This is a genomic window from Amycolatopsis sp. NPDC049691 (assembly GCF_040675005.1).
Lineage (GTDB): Bacteria > Actinomycetota > Actinomycetes > Mycobacteriales > Pseudonocardiaceae > Amycolatopsis.
The window spans coordinates 49,276-70,675 of record NZ_JBFANX010000012.1 but is presented as its reverse complement, the minus strand read 5'-3'; the positions used below and the strand labels follow the sequence as shown (position 1 = coordinate 70,675).

Annotated in this window: 19 protein-coding genes and 1 pseudogene; 9 read left to right on the top strand and 11 right to left on the bottom strand. The window is 71.5% G+C overall.

What is annotated here, in order from left to right:
• Positions 1-20: 20 nt before the first annotated feature.
• Together AB0J40_RS26300 and AB0J40_RS26295 are read right to left on the bottom strand one after the other, a co-directional pair.
• A complete protein-coding gene (locus tag AB0J40_RS26300) occupies positions 21-371 on the bottom strand; it encodes a hypothetical protein (protein ID WP_364457439.1) in 351 nt (116 codons plus the stop codon).
• A 1-nt stretch (position 372) separates the two neighbouring features.
• The gene (locus tag AB0J40_RS26295; protein WP_364457437.1) at positions 373-876 is read right to left on the bottom strand and encodes a helix-turn-helix domain-containing protein; all 504 of its coding nucleotides are present in this window, start codon (positions 874-876) and stop codon (positions 373-375) included.
• A 349-nt stretch (positions 877-1,225) separates the two neighbouring features.
• Between AB0J40_RS26295 and AB0J40_RS26290 the strand changes: the two genes are divergently transcribed.
• Positions 1,226-1,882, top strand: a complete 657-nt coding sequence (locus AB0J40_RS26290) for an HU family DNA-binding protein (RefSeq protein ID WP_364457435.1) — start codon at positions 1,226-1,228, stop codon at positions 1,880-1,882.
• 423 nt (positions 1,883-2,305) lie between these two features.
• The gene (locus tag AB0J40_RS26285; protein WP_364457433.1) at positions 2,306-2,902 is read left to right on the top strand and encodes a hypothetical protein; all 597 of its coding nucleotides are present in this window, start codon (positions 2,306-2,308) and stop codon (positions 2,900-2,902) included.
• A 125-nt stretch (positions 2,903-3,027) separates the two neighbouring features.
• Here AB0J40_RS26285 and AB0J40_RS26280 read toward each other — a convergent pair whose 3' ends face one another.
• The 5 genes and pseudogenes from AB0J40_RS26280 to AB0J40_RS26260 form a co-directional block, all read right to left on the bottom strand.
• Positions 3,028-3,438, bottom strand: a complete 411-nt coding sequence (locus tag AB0J40_RS26280) for an Lsr2 family protein (RefSeq protein WP_364457431.1) — start codon at positions 3,436-3,438, stop codon at positions 3,028-3,030.
• A 175-nt stretch (positions 3,439-3,613) separates the two neighbouring features.
• Entirely contained in the window at positions 3,614-3,802 is a 189-nt protein-coding gene (locus AB0J40_RS26275; protein ID WP_364457429.1) for a hypothetical protein, read from the bottom strand.
• A 348-nt stretch (positions 3,803-4,150) separates the two neighbouring features.
• Positions 4,151-4,810: an HU family DNA-binding protein gene (locus AB0J40_RS26270; protein ID WP_364457427.1), complete on the bottom strand. Its 660-nt coding sequence runs from the start codon at positions 4,808-4,810 to the stop codon at positions 4,151-4,153.
• Between the two features lie 368 nt (positions 4,811-5,178).
• Positions 5,179-5,793 carry a hypothetical protein gene (locus AB0J40_RS26265; protein WP_364457425.1) on the bottom strand — a complete coding sequence of 205 codons (615 nt, stop codon included), beginning with the start codon at positions 5,791-5,793 and terminating at the stop codon, positions 5,179-5,181.
• Positions 5,794-6,263: pseudogene (locus AB0J40_RS26260) on the bottom strand (sigma-70 family RNA polymerase sigma factor).
• Between the two features lie 861 nt (positions 6,264-7,124).
• Between AB0J40_RS26260 and AB0J40_RS26255 the strand changes: the two are divergent.
• From AB0J40_RS26255 to AB0J40_RS26240, 4 genes are read left to right on the top strand one after another with little or no spacing between them, the layout of a single operon-like run.
• Positions 7,125-8,867: an ATP-binding protein gene (locus tag AB0J40_RS26255; protein ID WP_364457423.1), complete on the top strand. Its 1,743-nt coding sequence runs from the start codon at positions 7,125-7,127 to the stop codon at positions 8,865-8,867.
• 35 nt (positions 8,868-8,902) lie between these two features.
• A complete protein-coding gene (locus AB0J40_RS26250) occupies positions 8,903-10,063 on the top strand; it encodes an exonuclease SbcCD subunit D (RefSeq protein WP_364457421.1) in 1,161 nt (386 codons plus the stop codon).
• Between the two features lies 1 nt (position 10,064).
• Positions 10,065-13,466, top strand: coding sequence for an SMC family ATPase (locus AB0J40_RS26245; RefSeq protein ID WP_364457419.1), 3,402 nt, complete (start codon positions 10,065-10,067; stop codon positions 13,464-13,466).
• Complete coding sequence (locus AB0J40_RS26240) at positions 13,463-14,440, top strand: hypothetical protein (RefSeq protein WP_364457417.1); 978 nt, start codon at positions 13,463-13,465, stop codon at positions 14,438-14,440. Before AB0J40_RS26245 ends, AB0J40_RS26240 begins: the two co-directional genes overlap by 4 nt.
• A 118-nt stretch (positions 14,441-14,558) precedes the next feature.
• On the opposite strand, the gene AB0J40_RS26235 is transcribed toward AB0J40_RS26240, so the two are convergent.
• Complete coding sequence (locus tag AB0J40_RS26235; protein WP_364457415.1) at positions 14,559-15,035, bottom strand: hypothetical protein; 477 nt, start codon at positions 15,033-15,035, stop codon at positions 14,559-14,561.
• Between the two features lie 163 nt (positions 15,036-15,198).
• Between AB0J40_RS26235 and AB0J40_RS26230 the strand changes: the two genes are divergently transcribed.
• The gene (locus AB0J40_RS26230; protein ID WP_364457413.1) at positions 15,199-17,262 is read left to right on the top strand and encodes a glycoside hydrolase family 3 C-terminal domain-containing protein; all 2,064 of its coding nucleotides are present in this window, start codon (positions 15,199-15,201) and stop codon (positions 17,260-17,262) included.
• Between the two features lie 548 nt (positions 17,263-17,810).
• Here AB0J40_RS26230 and AB0J40_RS26225 read toward each other — a convergent pair.
• Together AB0J40_RS26225 and AB0J40_RS26220 are read right to left on the bottom strand one after the other, a co-directional pair.
• On the bottom strand, positions 17,811-18,380 hold the full coding sequence (locus tag AB0J40_RS26225; RefSeq protein ID WP_364457411.1) for a hypothetical protein: 570 nt from the start codon (positions 18,378-18,380) through the stop codon (positions 17,811-17,813).
• Positions 18,381-18,432: 52 nt separating this feature from the next.
• Positions 18,433-18,678, bottom strand: a complete 246-nt coding sequence (locus AB0J40_RS26220; RefSeq protein WP_364457409.1) for a hypothetical protein — start codon at positions 18,676-18,678, stop codon at positions 18,433-18,435.
• A gap of 100 nt (positions 18,679-18,778) precedes the next feature.
• Here AB0J40_RS26220 and AB0J40_RS26215 point away from each other — a divergent pair, with 100 nt between their 5' ends.
• Positions 18,779-19,093, top strand: coding sequence for a nuclear transport factor 2 family protein (locus AB0J40_RS26215; RefSeq protein ID WP_364457407.1), 315 nt, complete (start codon positions 18,779-18,781; stop codon positions 19,091-19,093).
• A gap of 13 nt (positions 19,094-19,106) precedes the next feature.
• Here AB0J40_RS26215 and AB0J40_RS26210 read toward each other — a convergent pair whose 3' ends face one another.
• On the bottom strand, positions 19,107-19,808 hold the full coding sequence (locus AB0J40_RS26210) for an IclR family transcriptional regulator (protein ID WP_051183801.1): 702 nt from the start codon (positions 19,806-19,808) through the stop codon (positions 19,107-19,109).
• A gap of 142 nt (positions 19,809-19,950) precedes the next feature.
• On the opposite strand from AB0J40_RS26210, the gene leuC reads away from it, so the two are divergent.
• Positions 19,951-21,384, top strand: coding sequence for a 3-isopropylmalate dehydratase large subunit (leuC, locus tag AB0J40_RS26205; RefSeq protein ID WP_364457405.1), 1,434 nt, complete (start codon positions 19,951-19,953; stop codon positions 21,382-21,384).
• Positions 21,385-21,400: the final 16 nt, after the last annotated feature.

The following is a 21,400-nucleotide window of genomic DNA, read 5'->3' as shown; positions in this document are numbered from 1 at the left end:
GGCCAGGTGGGAGAACATCTTCACCGCAGGGCGTTCTCGACCAGCGTGACGGTCTCGCGCGGGTTGTCGACTTGGAGGACCAGACGGGCGTAGCGCTCGTCGTCGAGTTCGATCACGACGGCCTTCGACGGATCCTTGACGTCCCAGAAGACCTTTTCGCCGTCGAGGTGGAACGTGCCCGCCGTGATCACCCCGGGTACGTGGGCGCCCGGCGCGCGGATCCCCTTGGGGTCGGCGGCGATGCCGGGGTCCGCGGTCGCGCCGCGGACGTTGGCCAGCGGGATGGTCAGGCTGCTCTTGAAGGCCCAGAGCTTGTCGAGACCCTCGATCACGACGACGAGGTCGTCGCCGTCGATGTGGACCAGTGCCATGTCATTTTCCTTGTCGGTCGAAGCGTTGGGTGAGCGCGGCGCCGACCCCGTCGGGGTTGCCGCGCAGGACGATGCCCAGTGCGGCGGCCGTGAGGCCGGCGGCCAGGGCGGTGGGGATGTGGAGCGCGTCGGCGATCGCCTGGTCGATCCCGGCCAGCGCCGCGGCCACTTCGGCGGCCACCTCTTCGTCCGCCGGTGCCCGGTCGACCACCGCGAGCAGCAGCAGCCCGAGATCGGCCGCGGTGACGAGCCTCAGCACGGTCGCGGCATCCGGTGCCGCGGCAAGCGCTTCGGCCAACGGGCGGACGTCGTCACCGAGGTGGCGACGCAGCGCGGCCAGGTAGAGACCGCGCTTGCTGCCGAAGGTCTTGTACAAGCTGTTGCGGTGCACGCCGAGGTGGGTGACGAGGTCGTCGACGGACACGCCGTCGTACGCGCGGCCACCGAACAACCCCACGGCGGCGCGCACCACCTCGTCCTCGTCGAACGTCCGTTGCCTGCCCATGTCCTGACCGTAGCGTTTTGAGGAACGATCAGTCAAGAACGATCGTTCCTCAAAATTTTCCCACCGCTTGGGGCGTTGTTGCCTTGCGGCATGGGGGTTTCCCGCGGTCCGGAGTCGAACAACTGATCGACCGCCGACCGTGTCCTATATGGACTCATCCGGTGAACTCGCAGGTCAGGGGACATCTTCTGGCGGCTGTGCCGTCGAGCCGCGCCGCGGGTGGGCAGACTTCTTAGGCGACACAACGGAGTTCATGGTCACCCCTGTTTGGATTTTGTGCCGTCCTGGTAATACTCTGTGTGACGTCGGCCGATGGGCCTGACGGCTAGTTCCACTATGGAGGACTGGAATGACGAACAAGGCCCAGCTGATCGAGGCGCTGTCGGAGCGTCTGGGCGACGACAAGAAGGTGGCTGCGCAGGCCGTTGACGGTCTGGTGGACATCATCATCCGGACGGTCAACAAGGGCGAGAAGGTCAACATCACCGGCTTCGGCGTGTTCGAGAAGCGCGCTCGCGCCGCTCGTACCGCGCGCAACCCGCGTACCGGTGAGGCCGTGAAGGTCAAGAAGACCAACGTTCCCGCCTTCCGCGCCGGCACGACGTTCAAGGACGTCATCTCCGGGTCGAAGAAGCTCCCGAAGGCCACCCCGGTCAAGCGCGCCACCGCGACCGCGACCCGCGCGACGGCCACGAAGACCGCGGCCGCCGCGCCCGCCAAGGCGACGACGACGCGCACCACGCGGACCGCGGCGGCGAAGCCGGCCGCCACGCGTTCGACGACGACCACGCGGACCCGCGCCACCGCGGCGAAGCCGGCCAAGGCGACCGCGACCAAGGCGACCGCCACGAAGGCGGCCCCGAAGACCACGGCGGCCAAGGCCACCACGGCGAAGGCGACCACCACGCGGGCGAAGGCCGCCGCCAAGCCGGCCGCCGCCGCCGCGAAGAAGCCGGCCGCCGCCAAGGCCCCGGCCAAGCGCACGTCGGCCGCCAAGAAGAAGTAACTCCCGCTTCACCTCGAAGGGCCCCGCACCATCCCGGTGCGGGGCCCTTCGGCGTTCCCGCCTTCGCCGTAACGGCTTGAACCGCCCGGACGACTCCCGAGAGCCGGTAGTGTTGATTCGTGCGGAGGTGGCGACATGAGGATCGTCTCCAGCCCCTTGCCCTCGCTGGTCTGGATCTCCTTGCCGATCGGCATCGCCGTGCTGTTCCTCGCCCTTCTCCTGTCCTGACCGCCCCCGGCGTACGAAAGGAGTCCGCGATGTCCCCCGCACCGGATCACGACAAGGGCAGCGAGCGGAGGCGTATGAACGCGATGAGTGCGCCCCTTTCGCCGGCGAGGAAGGCCAGTGTCCTGCCTTCGCTGCTCATCGTCTGCATACTGCTCATCGGCGTCGTCGCGTTGCTGATCGGGTTGTTCACCTGACATGTCGAAGTTCGACCGGATCCGCCTGTGGGCGATTCCTGTCCTGCTCGTCGCGGTGGTCCTGCTCGGCCTCGCGTACCTGACCAAGCTCGGGCTGATCAACCCGAGCCGGCTGGGGGCGGGCAAAGACACCCTCGCCGCGGTCGGCAGCATCTGCACCACGGTGACCGTGGTGGTGACCGGGGTCTTGGCCTACTACCGGTTCTTCCGGGGCCGCACGTTCACCCTGCGGCTCGAGCTGGACAGCGAAGTGACGATGGTCGACGGCCCGCACGAAGCATCTCTCGGCCTGCTGACGGTCTCCGTGAAGAACATCGGCAACAGCACCGTCTGGGCTCCCGAAGTCACCGCGAAGCTCAAGTACCGCTATCTCGACGGCCGGATCGTCGAGAGCGAGGTGGCGCGCTGGGAGGACGACATCGTCCGCGCGGGCCGCCGTCGCAAGGTGACGGCCATCGATCCCGGCGAATGCTCCACCTTCTCCGCCGAGATCTTCGTCGACCGGGACGTCTGGGCCGTGACCCACCACGTCGGCGTCGCCTGTGCGGGGCACCAGTGGTCGAGGGTGCGCATCCAGCGGGGGCCGTCGCAGCGGTGACGAGCGCGGGCCGTCATCCGCCTCAGCGGGCGGGTATGGCCTCCGTTGGCGGCGAGGACGGGTCGTCCTTGCCGCCAACGGGCCGCGCGTCTCGATCTCTCCCCAGTGATCTCGCGGCCACCGCCTTACTTCTTGGCGGCGGCGACCTTCTTGCGCGGGGCGCGCTTGCGCGGCGCCGCCGGGGTCTCGGCCTCGGCCACCTGGGCCTGCTCGTAGGCCGCGATCACCTCGGACGACAGGCGGCCGCGCTCGGAGACCTCGTAGCCGTTCGCGTTCGCCCAGGCGCGGATCTGCTGGTTGCGCTCGCGGTCGGTGGTGCTCGTCGTGGTCGACTGCCCGGTGGCGACGCGCACCTTGCGGCCGCCGATGCGCCGGCCGGCCGCGATGTAACGGGCGAGTTCGTCGCGGAGGGCGGCGGCGTTGTCGTCCGAAAGGTCGATTTCGTAGGTGACGCCGTCGAGGCCGAACTGAACGGTCTGGGCAGCGGTGCTGCCGTCGATGTCGTCCAGGATCTCGACGAGGACTTTCTGGGCCACGGGAATGCTCCTCAAGCTGGATGTGCGTCCGGGGAACGTGACGTGTGACAAGTTGCACAATGACCGACGTTCTCAGGTGGAGTGTATCCACCCGGGGATCGGTACGGCAATTTCCCGGGGACTTCCCGTGATTCGGCGGTCCTGAATGGACGGGCAGCGGGCCGCTTCCGCGGTACTAGTTGCCGGACGGCGTCGTGCCCTGCTCGCCGTGGTGGTAGGGCGGGTCCGTCTCGAGGGCCTCGTCGGCCTTCTCTTCGACGGGATCCGCCAGCTCGGCTTTCGCGGCGGCCTCTTTGGCCTCTTCGATGTGCCGCCGCGAGCGGGCGAGGTCTTCGGGGTTGTCGTGGTTCTCGTTCGCCGCCATCACAACTCCTTGCCGGGGGCAATTCCGTGATGTGGGGTTACCCGTCCGGCGGGACGGCAACCGTCGGCGTGCCAGATCGATTCTTTCGGGGCTATTGCGAAAGCGGGCGGGGAATCGCGCGCCGGGCACTGCTGGGGCTTCGTGCGGTCCAGTCGGCGCTGCGGTCGCCTGGGCGGCGAGACGGCGTGCGGGTGGTGAAATTCTTCCGCTCCCCGCCCGCTGTGTGGTGATCGGGTGCCCGGGACCGGTTCCGCCTTTGCCGCCGCAGGCCGTTGAACGCTGTTTTCCCCGGAACGCCGAAGGGCCCCGCACCAGCCGGCGCGGGGCCCTTCCGGGGTGAAGCGGGAGTTACTTCTTCTTGGCGGCGGACGTGCGCTTGGCCGGGGCCTTGGCGGCCGTGGTCTTCTTCGCGGCGGCGGCGGTCTTGGTCGCGGCCGGCTTGGCGGCGGCCTTCGCCCGCGTGGTCGTCGCCTTCGCGGTGGTGGCCTTGGCCGCGGTGGTCTTCGCCGCGGTCTTCGGGGCCGCCTTGGTGGCGGTGGCCTTGGCGGCCGGCTTCGCCGCGGTGGCGCGGGTCCGGGTGGTCGTCGAACGCGTGGTGGCCGGCTTGGCGGCAGCGGCGCGCGTGGTGCGGGTGGTGGTGGCCTTGGCCGGGGTGGCGGCCTTGGTGGCGGTCGCCCGGGTCGTCGTCGCCGCGGTGGCGCGCTTGACCGGCGTGGCCTTCGGCAGCTTCTTGGTGCCGGAGATGACGTCCTTGAAGGTGGTGCCGGCGCGGAAGGCGGGCACGTTGGTCTTCTTGACGCGCACGGCCTCGCCGGTGCGCGGGTTCCGGGCGGTGCGGGCGGCGCGGGCGCGCTTCTCGAACACCCCGAAGCCGGTGATGTTGACCTTTTCGCCCTTGTTGACCGTCCGGATGATGATGTCGACGAGACCGTCAACGGCCTGCGAAGCCACCTTCTTGTCGCCCAGACGCTCCGACAGCGCCTCGATCAGCTGGGCCTTGTTCGTCATTCCAGTCCTCCATAGTGGAACTACTAGTCACGGCCCATCTCGGCCGACACTGCACACGGTATTACCAATACCGCACAAAATCCAACCGGGGGTCGAAATATTTCCTTGCGAGGGCGCTGGTTCCGCCTCCCGAGGGACGTCCGTGAGACAGGACCCGGAATGGAAACCGGACTTCGACCATGGCCCTGAGCAGGCAAAACATGGTACCGGTGCCGTCCACTGTGGTCGTCCATATAGGACCCGGGGCCCTTCGGGCGACTTTTTGCGCGACACGCCGGTACGGGGGCCTCCCGGCGTGTGGTTGGGGCCACGCCGAGCCCGATCCCGCGCAGCGGCGGGGGTTCCCGGACCCGCCGGCGACCCCCGGATCAGGCTTGCCCGGGCACCGCCGGGGATCCCGGGAGAGTCAGCCAGCCGATCGCGCGGGTCTCCTTGACGGCGACTTCGACGGGGCGGAACGCGGCCGCGTCGACCGACGGTGTCTGCCGGACGACTTCGTCGTGGAACCAGGCGGAAGTGATCACGGCGAGCGGCCCCGGTGAGGTCAGCAAGGCGGCCTTCACCTGCGCCGCTTCCAGCAGCCGGAAGGCATGGTTGATCGAAGGGGCCGTAACCCCGAACTCGTCGTGGACGACCTCTCCGGCGTGCAGGGCCATCCGCAGCCGCAGCTGTTCCTCGGCCCGGTGCCGGGCGTTGTGGTGCTGCAGCCTGCGAACCAGCGCGCGTGGCAGGGAGGCCGCGATGGGCCCTTTGGGTGTTCCGGGCGGCACCAGGACCAGGACGCCGTCACCGCAGTCGACGTGCCGGCAGTCCTTCCAGGGCAGGCCCGAGTCGGCGAAAGCCCGCCGCAGGGCCTGATACAGCGCGTGCCGCACGACCAGCCGGTGGCCGCTGGTCCGGCGAGCGTCCCCGTACCCGGAGACGTCGACCACCACGATCGACCGGTGAACCGCCTGGCGGAGCCCGGGTTCGCGCCTGCCCACTCAGATCACCTCCGCCGCTGTCAGGACCTTCCTCAACCGCGCGAGGGCGCGGTGCTGGGCAACACGAACGGCCCCGGGAGTGGACCCCACGGCGTCGGCGACTTCTTCGGCGGACAGGCCGACGACCACACGCAGCACCACGATCTCCCGCTGTTTGTCCGGCAGCACCCGCAACAACTGGGACATCCGCTCAGCCAGCTCTCGCGGTGAGCGTCGGCCACCTTGTGCTGGGCGATCCCGTAGACGAACGCCAGGAACGGGCGGCCTTGGTCGCGGTACGAAGGCAACGCCGTGAGCACCGCCAGGCACACTTCCTGCGCGACGTCGTCCGCGGAGGCGAACGACCGCTCCCGCCTGCCGACCCGGGCGCGGCAGTACCGCACCACCAAGGGCCGGATGGCCGCGAGCAGCCGCTCCACTGCCTGAGGATCCCCTTCGACCGCGGCGGCGATCGGCGGTCCGTCGAGGATGGTGATCGAGCCGGCGGACGTCCCGACGGTGACCGGCACCGCGACCGGGTGCAGGGCAACGGCCTGCCGCACCACCCTCCGCCGGAAGGGTTCCGTGCGTGCCTCGTTGTCCAGGTCAGGGGCGAAGAGGCTGTCGAGGTAGTCGTCCGCGACGGCCAGGCGCCGGGTGAGCTCGTCGTCGTGTCGCGGGCTGATCATCGGTCCCTCGCTTCGAGTTTCGACAGCAACCGCCTGCGGCCCCGGGACACCCTCTGCTTGGCCGCGGCAACCGAGATGCCGCGTCTCCACTGCCTCGAAGTGCAGGTCGGGTGAACCCCACGTCGTCTGGCACAAGCGGTCGTCGGGCTGGTGGACATCCGTGCCGTCGAACCGCTGCTGGTGGCGCCGCGCGCTCAGCACCATCTGCCGCACCGTCCGGTAGAGCCATGCGCGCTCGTTCCGGACCGGATCCTGACCGGGGTGCTTCAGGGGGCGCACGACCAGTTCGGCGACCGCGTCGTCCGCGAACGCCTGTGCGTCCAGGACCGAGGTGCCCAGCTTCACAGCGAACTTGGCGAGATCGACGTAATAGAGCTTGCGGAGACTCATCGCTCGCTCCGCCAACGCACGGTCCGATTCACGAGGGCCGTCCGCCACGCCGGATCCGGATGTTCGGGCGCCGGTGGGGCGTCACGCTCATGTCCGTAAGTGACGGAAAAGGCCTGCGGTGACAAAAGATCTTCCCCGTAGGGTGAACTCACTCGTTCGGCCCAGCGTGACGTCTCGGGTACCCAGCACGCACAACGCCGTGTTGGGCGCGGGACTGTCGGTCCGGCGGGCTAGTCTGCCGCGGGAGGAAGACCCGGGCGGACAGGGAGAACCGTGGACCAGGAGACGCTCACCACCGTGGTCGGCCGGGTGGCCGGGACCGAGGACTCGACGCCACTGCAGTTCCACGTGGCCATCGATCCGGAGGCCTACCTGCAGCTCGATGACGTCGTCGTCACCCGCAGGCAGCTCCCGGGCCTCGGCGAAGTCACCTCCTACGGCGTCGTCACGCAGGTGAGCGCGCGGCACGAAGGTGCCAGCTTCGGCAGTGACGTCTTCCTGATCTCCGACGGCGTCCTGCCCGCGCAGGTGCAGGAGATCGCCGAGATCGCCACCACCCGCGTCGAGCCCGAGTGCTACGTGCCGCCGCGGCCGGGCAGCCAGGTCGAGCGCGCCGTGGGGGAGGATCGCGCTCAGGCGCTGTACTTCGACAACATGACCCGCCAGGTGGCGGTCGGCCTCGGCCGGGACGGCGAACCCGTCTACCTCAACATGGACTTCCTCGACGGCACCCGCGGCGCGCACGTCAGCATCTCCGGCGTCTCGGGCGTCGCCACCAAGACGTCGTTCGCGTTGTTCCTGCTGCACTCGATCTTCCGCGGCGGCGCCCTGCCGAACGCCCACAACGCCAAGGCCCTCGTCTTCTCCGTCAAGGGCGAGGACCTGCTGTTCCTCGACACCCCCAACATCCACCTCGACGAGAAGCTCAGGGACGAATACCTCAAGCTGGGCCTGCCCGCCGAGCCTTTCGCCTCGGTCGGCTTCTACGCGCCGCCGACGCCGTCGGACACCACCGGGAAGCCTTACGTCACCGGGCGCACCTCCGGGGTCGGCGCCTTCTGGTGGACCATCGCGGAGTTCTGCGCGAACGACCTGCTGCCGTACGTCTTCGCCGACGCCGAGGACGAGCGCAACCAGTACACGATGGTCATCCACCAGGTCGCGAACCGCCTGCGGCTGGACAGCACCCCCGCGGGCAAGGACGGCGCCGCGAACGTCGACGGCGTTCTCTGCCGCACCTACGCCGAGCTCATCGACGTCATCTGCGAGCGCGTCACCGACGAGGAAACCCGCGCGAGCTGGGCGGGTGCCGTCACCGGCGCCGGCACGGTCAACGCCTTCATCCGCCGCCTGCGCTCCAGCCAGCGCGCGCTCAACGGCCTCATCCGCGGCGATCTCGCCGATCACCCCGCCCGCAAGCTGTCCACGGAGAACCAGCAGGTGACCGTCGTGGACATCCACAACCTCGTCGAGCGCGCGCAGCGGTTCGTCGTCGGTGTCACGCTCGCCGCGGAGACCGCGCGCAAGGAAGCCGCCGGCCCGGGCGGGCTGCTGTTCACCATGCTGGACGAGCTCAACAAGTACGCCCCGCGCGAAGGCAGCAGCCCCATCAAGGAAGTGCTGCTCGACATCGCCGAGCGCGGCCGCTCCCTCGGCGTCATCCTGATCGGCGCGCAGCAGACCGCTTCCGAGGTCGAGCGCCGGATCGTCAGCAACAGCTCGGTGCGGATCGTCGGCCGCCTCGACGCCGCCGAGGCCTCGCGCCCCGAGTACGGCTTTCTCCCGGCCAGCCAGCGGGTCCGCGCGACGCTGGCGACACCGGGCACGATGTTCGTGAGCCAGCCGGAGATCCCGGTGCCGATCGCGGTCGGCTTCCCGTTCCCGGCCTGGGCCACGCGGCTTTCCGAGGCCGGGCAGATCCCGTCGACGACCCGGTCGTCGAAGAAGTCCGATCCCTTCGCCGGCCTGCCGACGCGCGGCAGCGACCCGTTCGGCGACGACCCGCCGCCGTTCTGAGCCCGCCGCCCGACACCCCAACGGAAGGACCGAGTGTGAAGTTCCTGCACACCTCCGACTGGCACGTCGGCAAGACCCTCAAGGGGCGCAACCGCCTGGACGAGCAGCGTGCGGTGCTCGGCGAAATCGTCCGGATCGCGCGGGACGAGCAGTTCGACGCCGTCCTCGTCGCGGGTGACCTCTACGAGACGTCGGCGCCGTCCGCGGCCGCGCAGGAGCTCGTGGTGCGGGCCCTGATGGCGCTGCGCGAAACCGGTGCCGAGGTCGTCGCGATCGCCGGGAACCACGACCACGCCGCGACGTTCGAGGCGTACCGGCCGCTGCTGAAGGCGGCGGGCATCCAGCTCACGGGCGATCCGCGCCCGGTCCACGACGGCGGCGTCTTCTCGTTCGACGCCCGGTCGACCGGTGAGCGCGTCAACATCGCCGTGCTGCCGTTCCTTTCCCAGCGCTACGCGGTCCGCGCCGCCGAGCTGCTCACCGGGACCCCGGCGGACAACGTCGGCCAGTACGACCAGCGCGTGCGCGACATCCTGGAGCACCTCAAGACCGGGTTCTCCGCCGGCGCGGTCAACCTCGTCATGGCGCACCTGACGGTGACCGGCGGGACGATGGGCGGGGGCGAGCGCGCGGCGCAGTCCATCTTCGAGTACCACGTGCCGGCCACGGCGTTCGGCGCCGACCCGCACTACGTCGCGCTCGGCCACCTGCACCGGCGCCAGTCCCTGCCCGCCGCCTGCCCGGTGCACTACAGCGGTTCGCCGTTCGCCGTCGACTTCGGCGAGCAGGACAACAAGAGCGTGGTCCTGGCCGTCGAGGTCACGCCGACGACGCCGGCGAAGATCACCGAAATCCCGATGACCAAGGGGCGCCGGCTGCGGACCGTCCACGGCACGGTGGCGGAGCTGACCGGCCGCAAAGAGGAGTTCGGCGAGGACTACCTCCGCGTCTACGTCCGCGAAGCGACCAGGGCCGGCCTGCGCGAGGAGATCCAGGAAGCCCTGCCGAACGCCCTGGAGATCCGCATCGACCCGGAGTTCGCCGCACCCGTGACGACGGCGGGCGGCGACCGCGCGGTCGCGGACCGTTCGCCGGGGGAGCTGTTCGCGTCCTACTGCGAGGAACGGACGATCGAGGACAAGCGGGTCCAGTCGCTCTTCGCGCGGCTGCACGACGAAGAGACGAGCGGGGTGTGACATGCGGCCTGTGCTGCTGGAGATGACCGGCTTCGCGTCGTTTCGCGACAAGACCGAAGTCAGCTTCGAGGACACGGACTACTTCGCGCTCGTCGGGCCGACCGGCGCCGGCAAGAGCACGGTCATCGACGCGCTCACCTTCGCCCTCTACGGTTCCGTCGCCCGCTGGGACCACGAAGGGCTCGTCGCGCCCGCCCTCGCGCCGACGGCGAACCGCGCGACCGTGCGGCTGGTGTTCGACGCCGGCGGCGCGCGCTACCACGTCGTGCGCGAAGTCCGGCGCAGCGGCGGGAAGAAACCCACGGTCAGCGTCAAGAACGTGCGCCTGGAACGGCTCGTCGACCCGACCGCGCTCGGCGGGCCGGAGGACGACGCCGACCCGGTCGCCGCGGACTCCGAGGTCACCCCGGCCGTCGAGCGGCTGCTCGGGTTGACGTTCAAGCACTTCTGCACCTGCGTGGCGCTGCCCCAGGGCGACTTCGCCGAGTTCCTGCACGCGAAGGCCGCCGACCGGCAGAAGATCCTCATCAAGCTGCTGGGCCTGGAGGTCTACGAGCGGATCGGGCGCCGCGCCGGCGTGACGGCCGAGCAGCAGAAGCAGCGCGCCGCCGTCCTCACCGAGCAGCTCGGCAGCTACGCCGACGCCACCGAGGAAGCCGTCGGAGAGCTGGCCGCGCGGATGACGGCGCTCGCGGACCTGGACGCGCGCGTGTCCGCGGCCCTGCCGGGGCTCACCGACGCGACCCGCGCGCACGACGAAGCCCGGCAAAGCGTCGCGACGCTGACGAAGGAACTGGGCGTCCTCGACGCGCTGGAACGCCCCGAAGGCGTCGAAGACCTCGAAACCCGGCGGCGCGCCGCGGCGGACGCGGCGAGCACGGCGCGAACCGGGCTGGAGACGGCCGAAACGGCGGACGAGGCGGCCCGTGCCGCGCTCGCGGCGGCTCCTGCCCGCGCCGAGCTGGAACGGATCCGCGCCGCCCGCACGGAGCTCGCCGAAGCCGAAAAGGCGCTCCCGGACCTGGAAGAAGCCGCGAAAACGGCGGCGGCGGCGAAGACGGCCGCCGCCGCGGCGGTGACGGAGGCCGTGGCGGCGGTCGACGTCGCGCGCCAGACGCGGGACACGACCGCGCGGGCGGCCGAGAACGCGGCCGCCGAAGCGGCGCGCGCCCGGCAGGACCGCGACCGGCTGGCCGGGCTGCGACCGCCGGAAGATCTCGGTGACCTGGCGAAGGAAGCCGCGCGGGTGGCGAAGCGCACGGCGGACGCCGACGCCCGCCTGCGCACCGCCGAGACCGCCGACGCCGAAGCGCGCGCGGCGCTGGCCGCGCAGCCGGACGTGGCGCCGCTCGCGGCGGCCCGCTCCGACGCCCGCACGCTCTACACGGTGTGCGACGCGCAACGGAAAGCCGCGCCCGAGCAGGCCGCGCGCCGGACGGAACTCGAAGCGGCGCGAACCGCCTTCGCCCGCGCCGACGCCGAAGTCGCCGCGGCGAAGACGGCGGTGACCGAAGCCGAACGGGCCGGGCAGGCGCTGACGCTGCGGGCCGGGCTCGCCGTCGGGCACCCGTGCCCGGTCTGCGAGCAGGAAGTCGCGACGCTGCCTGACGCCGGCGGCCACGCCCACCTGGCCGAAGCGGGGGAGCGCCTCGAGCGCGCCGAACGCGAACGTGCCGCCGCCGAGTCCGCGCTGCGCAAGCTGGAGCGCGCGGTGGACCGCGACGCCGACTCGGCCGCGTCGGCGGCCGCGCAGGCGGAAGAACTGCGGGCGGTGCTGGCCGACGTCGACGGCCCACCCGAGTCGCCGGTACTGCGGCGGCCGGTCGAGACGTCCTTTTCCGAGCAGGACTACGCGGACCTCGTCACGGCCGTGCGCGAGCGGGGAGAGTGGCTGTCGGCGACGATCGACGGCCGCGCCCGGGTCGCCGAGGCCGCACACGCCGCCGACCAGGAACTGGCGGCGGCCCGCGCCGACCGCACGGCGGCGCAGAAGGAGGCCGACGCCGTCGAGAAGTCCTTCGCGGCGGCCAGGGAAGCACTGCGGGCGGCGCGCGACCCGCTGGTGGAGCTGGGCGCGCCCGCGGTCGACGACGGCGACGTCCCGGCGGGCTGGCAGCGGCTCACCGCGTGGGCGGCGGCCACCCTGGAAGCCCGGCGGACGGCGCTGGCCGCGCTGGAAGCAGCCGCCGAAGCCGCGGGCAAGGAAGCCGTCGTCGCGGCCGACGACCTCGCCTCCGCCGAGCGGACCGCCGAGCAACGCCGGAAACGAGCGGGAGAAGCGGCGCTGGCCGAGCAGTCGGCGAGCACCGCGCTCACGACCACCCGGCGCCGGCACGGCGAGCTGACCGAGAGCGTGGCGGGCGCGCCCTCCGCCGAGGTCGTCACCGAGCAGCTCGCGAAGGTCGCCGAACTCGAAGCGGCCGCGAAGAAAGCGGACGCGGACCTGCGGACCGCCCGCGCGGCCGCCAAGCAGGCCGCCGAGGCTCAGGCACGCATCGCTTCGCAGGTCGACGCCGAACGGCAGCGGCTGTCGCGGGCGCGCGACCCCTTGGTGAGCCTGGGCGCGCCGCCGATCGACGGCGACAGCCTGCTCGGCGCCTGGACCGCGCTCACGGACTGGGCGGCCGGGCAGGCGAAGGAGCACCGCGAGCGCCTGGCCGTCGCGACGACGGCCGAGCGCGAAGCGGCCGAAGCGTTGCGGGCGGCCGAACGCGCGGTCGTCGACGACGTCACCGCGCTGGGTGTCGCCCTGCCGGAGGGGCCGGTGCGCGACCGAGTGCCGGTCGCGCTGGCGACCGCGCGGGCGCGCGCGGAAGCCGACCACACGGAAATGAAGCGGCGCGTGGCGCACGTGGCGGGCCTGCACGGCGACATCGCCGCCGCGGAGTCCGAAGCGCAGGTCGCGCGGCTGCTCGCGGACCAGCTGCGCTCGGACAAGTTCCCGCGCTGGCTGATCGCCGGTGCGCTCGACACGCTCGTCGCCGAGGCGTCGGCGTCGCTGCTGGAGCTGTCCGGCGGCCAGTTCGAGCTGACCCACGACAAGGGCGACTTCCTGGTGGTGGACCACAACGAGGCCGACGCCCGCCGCCCGGTGAAGACGCTCTCCGGCGGCGAGACGTTCCAGGCGTCGCTCTCGCTGGCCCTCGCGCTGTCCTCGCAGCTGGGCGCGATGGCCGCGGAAGGGGCGACCAAGCTGGAGTCGATCTTCCTCGACGAGGGCTTCGGCACCCTGGACGAGGCCACCCTCGACGTCGTGGCGTCCACATTGGAGAACCTGTCCGCGACCGGCTCCCGGATGGTCGGGGTGATCACGCACGTGCCGGCGCTCGCCGAGCGGGTGCCGGTGCGGTTCCTGGTCACCCGCGACGGCTCCGGTTCGCACATCACCAGGGAGGGCGCATGACGGCGGTGGCCGGGATGCACTTCAGCGTCGACTCGTGGGACCCGGGCTACGGCAGCTCGATGGAGGCCGAGGAGCTGGCGCGATCCGGTGCCGAGGTCGAGCTCGAAGTCGAGGTGCCGACGGAGGAATGGGCCCCGATCGACCCTTCGCCGGTTTCGCCGCCGGACGCGGTGCTGTTCGTCGACGGCGTCCGCCGCATCGACGCCCGCGTCTGGATCGACGACCCGGCCGGGACGAACTCGGCGTCGATCGGGCTGTGCGCGTCCTACGCGGCCGGGGTGGTCTGCTGCTGCGACGGGCGCGCGCACGTCGTGGGGACGGACGTCCGGCGCGGGGTGTTCACGGTCGCCCCGGAAGCGGCCGACATCGTGACCCCGGCGGGGGTCTACCGGGCGTTCCGCGCCGCGGCCAAGGAGGACAAGCCGCTGGCGGTGGTGCTGTCGTCGGCGTTGCAGGAGCAGCTGGCCGAGGCCGAGCTGGACACGGCGACGGCGGCACGCGCGGCGATCGCGGGTCACGTGGGCAGCGACCTGCTCGTGGTGGACGGCCCGCTGAGCGGCCGCACGCACCTGTCGCGCGCGGTCGGGTTCATCAAGAGCCACCAGACGACGTACTTGCCGGGCGAGCTCAACGCGATGGTCGGCAGGCTGACGCCCCACCAGCGCACCCCGGTGTTCCTGATGGGGACGACGTGGGTCCGCCATTCGTGGTACCTGCGGCTGCCGTCGGCGGGCGGGCCACCGTGGTCGGGAGTGGTCCGCGTGGAGGCGGCGCCCCACCTCGGGCGCGAGGAGGTGGCGGCGCTGGCGAACTTGACGCAGGCGGTGCTGGGACGGTTCGCGTCGGTGGAGTACAAGGACTCGCGGGCGCCGCAGAACCTGTACCCGATCGCGGGGTTGGAGCGCGATCTGCGGCACCGGCTGGGGGATCAGCAGTTCGTGTATCGGGCGCTGCGGCTGGCCGCGGCCCGCTGAGACCGGCCCGGCGGGGCGATCGCCGCCCGCCGGGCCGGGCCCGCCCTCTGGGGTGGGCGGGCTCCCCGGGGCGGCTGCCTGGGGGCACGCGCCCGTCCCGGGTGTCCTTTGTGGAGGATCAGGCCGCGGAGCCGTCGCCCGTTTGCGGTGCGCCCGCCGGCTTGACCGTGACCTGCGGCTTCGCCGGCTTGGCCACCTTCGTCGTCGTCGGCTTAGAAGGCTTAGAAGGCTTCGAAGTGGGCGTAGTGGGCGGCGTGCCCAGGATGGTGAAGGACTGCGTCGCCTTCCGGCCGTCCGTGCACGGGAACGACGCGGTGTACCGGCCCGGCGTCCTGATTGCCGTGGTGTACCCGGCGTGCTTGCCCCAATTGCCCCCTTCGCTCCACTTCAGCGGGGCGGCGAACCCCTTCGAGGTGACCGGCCCGGCGGGCGTGCAGCCGTTGCCCATCCCGGCGTACACCTGCGCGTAGATCTGCCCGCCCGGCTGGACCTCCGTCGTCATGCCCCAGGTGACCTCGTCGGCCGCCGCCGGGGCCGCCACCGTGAGTGTCGCCGCCCCCGCGGCCGTTAGTCCGATCAGTGTTTTCTTCAGCATGCTCGATCCCCTCTCCTGCGTACTCCCTCCACGCTTGAGCCGGGGAAACGGTTGAGCCGCACCGATGTTCAAGTACGTGAACGACTATCGAGTCTATGTTTTGCGGTCACGTATGGGTTAACTTGTCCGCCGTTGATCCCGTTCGACGACGAGGGAGACCGCGATGCGCACCGGCCGGCTCGTTCTTGCCGCGGTACTGGGGTTGTCGCTCGCGGCACCGGCCACGGCGGTCGCGGACGCGCAGCCGTGGCGCGACGCCCGCCAGTCGCCCGACCGCCGCGCCGCGGAGCTCGTCGCCGCGATGACCCTCGACGAGAAGATCTCCCAGCTGCACCTGCAGCCCGACGCGCAGCACCAGCGGTTCGTCCCGCCGATCCCGCGGCTCGGCGTCCCCGGGTTCCGGATCGCCAACGGCCCCGCCGGGATGGGCCCGGCCGACGACAAACCGCAGAAACCGGCGACCGCGCTGCCCGCCACGATGGCGCTCGCGTCGACGTTCGACACCGATCTCGCGCGCCGTTACGGCCGCCTGATCGGCGACGAAACCCGCGCCCTCGCGCACAACGTGTCCGAAGGGCCCGACATCAACATCGCCCGCGTGCCGCGCAACGGCCGGACGTTCGAAGGCATGGGCGAGGACCCGGTGCTCGTCGGGGCCATGGGCGCCGCCGACATCCGCGGCATCCAGGAGAACGGCACCATCGCCGAGGTCAAGCACTACGCGGCGAACAACCAGGAGACCCAGCGCCAGAGCATCGACGAGCACATCGACGAGCGCACGCTCAACGAGCTGTACCTGCCGCACTTCGAGCAGGCCGTGACCGAAGGCCACGCGGGCTCGGTGATGTGCGCCTACCCGAAGATCAACGGCGTCTTCACGTGCGAGAACCCGGCGCTGCTGCAGGACAAGCTGCGCGACGACTGGGGGTTCAAGGGGTTCGTCCAGTCCGACTGGGGCGCCGCGCACAGCACCGTCGGCTCGGCGAACGCGGGCATGAACCTCGAGATGATCGACGGCACCTGGTACGGCGAGAAGCTGAAGCAGGCCGTGCTCGCCGGGCAGGTGAGCGAACAGCGCGTCGACCAGCTGCTGCTGCCGCGGTTCCGCACGATGTTCGCGTTCGGGCAGTTCGACCACCCGCCGGTGCTCACCCCGCTGCCGACCGCGGAGCACGACGCCGCCGCGAAGCAGTTCGCCGAACGCGGCATGGTGCTGCTGCGCAACGAGCACGCCCAGCTCCCGCTCGACGACCGTGCGGTGCGGTCGATCGCGCTGATCGGGCCGTTCGCCGGCAAGGCCAAGACCGGCGGCGGGGGCAGCTCCGCCGTCATCCCGACGTCCACAGTGGACCCGTTGCCGGGGCTGCGGGCGCGGGTACCGGGTGCTGCGGTGACGTTGGACGACGGCAGCGACCCCGCCCGGGCCGCCGCGCTGGCGGCCGGTTCCGAGGTCGCGGTCGTGATGGTCGGCGACAACGAAACCGAGGGCAAGGACCGGCCGAGCCTGGCCCTGGACGGCAACCAGGACGCGCTGGTGGCGGCGGTCGCGGCGGCGAACCCGCACACGGTGGTCGTGGTGAAGAGCGGCGGCCCGGTGTTGATGCCGTGGGCGTCGTCGGTGCCGGCGATCCTGCAGGCGTGGTACCCGGGCCAGCAGGACGGTGCCGCGGTGGCGGGCGTGCTGTTCGGCGACGTCAACCCGTCGGCGAAGCTGCCGATCACGTTCCCGGCGGCGGACGCGGACACCCCGGCGAACACGGCGGCGCAGTTCCCCGGCGTGAACGGTGTCGCGCAGTACTCGGAGGGGCTGCAGGTCGGCTACCGCTGGTTCGACGCGCAGGGCCGCGCCCCGCTGTTCCCGTTCGGATACGGCCTGTCGTACACGACGTTCGCGTTCTCGGGGCTGTCGGTCCGGTCGGCGGGCGACGGCGCGACGGCGACGTTCACGGTCCGCAACACCGGCCACCGCGCGGGCGCGGAAGTGGCCCAGCTGTACCTCGGTTTCCCGGCGGCCGCGGGCGAACCGCCGCGGCAGCTGAAGGGGTTCTCGCGGGTCGAGCTGGCGCCGGGGCAGTCCCGCCGGGTGACGATCCACCTGTCCGCGCGTGACTTTTCGGTCTGGGACACGGCGAGCCACGCGTGGACGCCGGTGAAGGGCGGGTTCACGGTTCAGGTGGGTGACTCGTCGCGGTCGTTGCCGCTGCAGGCCCCGCTCGTGCGCCGCTGACGGAGGCCGCATCGCGGAGTTGTCCACAGCGCGGTCGTGATGTGGATCAGTGCGGCCGCGCGGTGGCTTTCCCCGGCTTTTCGTCGGAGAGGGCCGATACGCTGGAAGCGGGCAGGCCCCCAGGGAGGGCGGGGGTTTCGAACCGGGCGGGCGGGGGTTTCGAACCGGGCGCCGAGCTGGGGCGCCGGACGGGGCCAGTACCTGTTGTGGTGTGTCGGCGGCCTGTTGCCCGATCGCGGTGAACGACTGTGCTCCCGCAGCGACCGCGGCCGGCGCCAGGACCGATCCCGGCGAGTGCCGCACTCCGCGCCGCTTCCGCGGGGGCAGGCACCAAGGCCAGGTTATCGCGTAGATCAGCTACTTTGATCAAGGTCGGCGGAGGCCAACCGGGCCACCACGGCAGGTAGGGGAGAAGAGACAACAGCGGGGCTCGCACAGATCATGGGCTTCGACAACCACATGGTCACCACCGAGATCCGTGCGGCCCGCAACGACACGACTTTGCCGGAACCCTGCCAAGGAGTGCGGAGGTCGGCGTGGCGTCCGCTTCAGGCCTTGCAGCCCGGTGTGCTCGCCGCCGCGGTCAGCAGTTCCGGGGACTCCGCCAGCGGGGCCACCGGGTCGTAAGTGCCGTCGACGTCCTGCTGGGCCTGTTCCAACGCCTTCCACGCCGGATCCTGCGAAGCCGCATCACCCGGCTTCGCCTCGTCCAAGGCCTTCTTGGCGTCTCGCGCCCGGTCGCGGGCCGTCGTGTACTTCGTGACGAACGCCTGCCGGACCGTTTCGGCCAGCGGGACCGGCGCCGGCGGGAGTGTCTTCAGACGGTCGACCACCTCGCCCGTGCGGTCCGCGATGCCGCCCAGCTCCTGGCTCAGCGCCCGCTGCGCCTCCTCGACCGAGCCCGGCTCCGACGTTCCCGGGACCGCCTCGGCGTTGGTGCGCCTCCGGTAGTCGTGGATCGCCGAGCAGAAACCGTCCAGCCAGGCGAGCGTCGCGGGGTCGGCGGACGCGGGCGTCGGCGGCGCCGTCACCGTCACGGTCGGCGGTGCCACCGGGGCCGTTCCCGAACACGCCGTCAGCAGCAGGCAGGCCCCCAGCAAACCCGGCACGATCCTCATGGCGTCCCCTCACCGTTTGCGAGTACACGCGCGAGGGGCCCCGCCGGTTGCGTCACGCCGCGGCGAGCGTCCCGCCCAGCGCCAGCCGCCCGTCGTCGGTGAGCTCCGCGCGCGTCCACTGCCCGACGGCCACCACCCGGACCGGCCGGATGAGGCCGGCCCGCGCCAGCTCGTGCGCCGTCGCCTGGTCGCAGCACGGCAGCCCGTCGACCCGCAGGTCCGGTTCGCAGCTGCACGTCAGCTCGGCCCGGCCGGCGCCGACCGCCCGCAGCATCGCCAGTGCCCTTCTGTTCAACATGGTCGTTCCCCCTCCGTGGTGCTGTCCTGGAGGAGACGTGACCGCCGTCACCGAATACGCGGTTTTCGCGAGGTTCCCCCGAACGGTGCACCATGACGCCATGACGAAACAGATCGAAGACCCGGCCGTGCGCGCGTTCGTCGACGCGCTGAACGCGGGCGACCGCGAAGCGTTCCGGGCCGCGCTGACGCCCGACGCGACGATGTCCGACGACGGCACCGACCGCGACCTGGCGGAGTGGACCGAAAAGGAGATCTTCTCCAGCGACGGCCACCTGGAAGTGGAAACCGCGCAGGACGAGGGGCGGCGGTTCGTCGCGAACTACTCGAACTCGACGTGGGGCGCCATGCGGACGCGGTGGGCGTTCACCGTTCGCGACGGCAAGGTGGCGCGCTTCGAAACCGGTCAAGCCTGAACCCTGACCGGCTTCAGAGCCGTTCCTGCAACGCGTCCGCCGCGGCGAGCAGGTCCGCGGCCCAGCGCGCGCCCGGCTTGCGGCCGATGCGCTCGATCGGGCCGGACACCGACACCGCGGCCACGACCGTGCCCGCGGAATCGCGCACCGGCGCGGAGATGCTCGCCACACCGGGCTCGCGCTCGGCGACCGACTGCGCCCACCCGCGGCGGCGGACCTCCAGGAGCGTCCGCTCGCCGAAGACCGCGTCGGCCAGGATCGTGCGCTGCGTGTGCGGATCCGCCCACGCGGCGAGGACCTTCGCGCCCGAGCCCGCCGTCATCGGCAGCCGCGACCCCACCGGGACCGTGTCGCGCAGGCCGGACGGCGGTTCCGCGGTCGCGACGCACACGCGCTGGACGCCGTCGCGGCGGTAGAGCTGCACGCTTTCGCCCGTGACGTCGCGCAGTTTCGGCAGCACCACACCCGCGGCGTCGAGCAGCGGGTCCGTCGAACCGCCCGCCAGCTCGGCCAGCGCCGTACCGGGACGCCAGCGGCCGTCCGGACCGCGGCGCAGCAGCCGGTGCACCTCGAGCCCGACCGCGAGCCGGTGCGCGGTGGCCCGGGGCAGGCCCGTCCGCGTGCACAGTTCCGCGAGGCCGCAGGGGTCGTCCGCGACCGCCTGCAGGACGGCCACTGCTTTGTCCAGTACTCCGATACCGCTATGCTGTCCCACGAACCGATACTAGCGTCCCGCAGTTTGGGAAGTCCAGTATCTGGGAAAACCCTGAACTCGAGCTGCGCCCTCCTTCGCGGCTCGCACCCGAATTCGCAGGTGCGCGCCCGAGTTCGTCGACGAACCGTGGAAGGAGCCGGAGATGACCAGCCCGACCGGCAAGGCCCGCACGCTGGCGGAGAAGGTGTGGGAAAGCCACCTCGTGCGCCGAGGTGAAGGCGCCGAGCCGGACCTGCTCTACATCGACCTCCACCTGCTGCACGAAGTGACCAGCCCGCAGGCCTTCGACGGCCTCCGCCTGGCCGGGCGGCCGGTGCGCCGCCCCGACCTGACCATCGCGACCGAGGACCACAACGTCCCGACCGTCGACATCGAGCTCCCCATCGCCGATCCGGTCTCGCGCACCCAGGTCGACACCCTTCGCCGCAACTGCAAGGAGTTCGGGGTCCGGTTGCACCCGATGGGTGACGCCGAGCAGGGCATCGTGCACGTCATCGGCCCGCAGCTCGGCCTGACGCAGCCCGGGATGACCGTGGTCTGCGGCGACAGCCACACCTCCACGCACGGCGCGTTCGGCGCCATCGCCTTCGGCATCGGCACGTCCGAGGTCGAGCACGTGCTGGCCACGCAGACGCTGCCGCTGCGTCCCTTCAAGACGATGGCGATCACCGTCGACGGCGAGCTGCGGCCCGGCGTCACGGCGAAGGACATCATCCTCGCGGTGATCGCGAAGATCGGTACCGGCGGCGGGCAGGGCTACGTCCTGGAGTACCGCGGCAAGGCCATCGAAGCGCTCTCGATGGAGGCGCGGATGACCGTCTGCAACATGTCGATCGAGGCCGGCGCCCGCGCCGGGATGATCGCGCCGGACGAGACGACGTTCGCCTACCTGAAGGGCCGTCCGCACGCGCCGCAGGGCGCCGACTGGGACGCGGCGGTGGAGAACTGGCGGCAGCTGCGCACCGACGACGGCGCCGAGTTCGACGCCGAGGTGCACCTCGACGCGAACGAGCTCACGCCGTTCGTGACCTGGGGCACTAACCCCGGCCAGGGCCTCCCGCTGGGCGCCGACGTGCCCGACCCGGAGCAGATCGCGGACGAGAACGACCGCATCGCCGCTGAAAAAGCCCTGTCCTACATGGACTTGAAGCCCGGCACGCCGTTGCGCGAGATCGCCGTCGACACCGTTTTCCTCGGCTCCTGCACCAACGGCCGGATCGAGGACCTGCGGGCCGCGGCCGAGGTGCTGCGCGGTCGGAAAGTGGCGGACTCGGTTCGGATGCTGGTGGTTCCCGGCTCCATGCGGGTCCGCAAGGCGGCCGAGGAGGAGGGCCTCGACGAGGTCTTCACCGCGGCCGGCGCCGAGTGGCGCCAGGCAGGCTGCTCGATGTGCCTCGGCATGAACCCGGACCAGCTGAAGCCGGGCGAGCGCAGCGCGTCGACGTCGAACCGCAACTTCGAGGGCCGGCAGGGCAAGGGCAGCCGGACGCACCTGGTCTCGCCGCTCGTGGCCGCCGCCACGGCCGTGCGGGGCACGCTGTCGTCGCCGGAAGACCTGCTGACCGCCGCCCGCTGACCCACCCGAGGGAGCT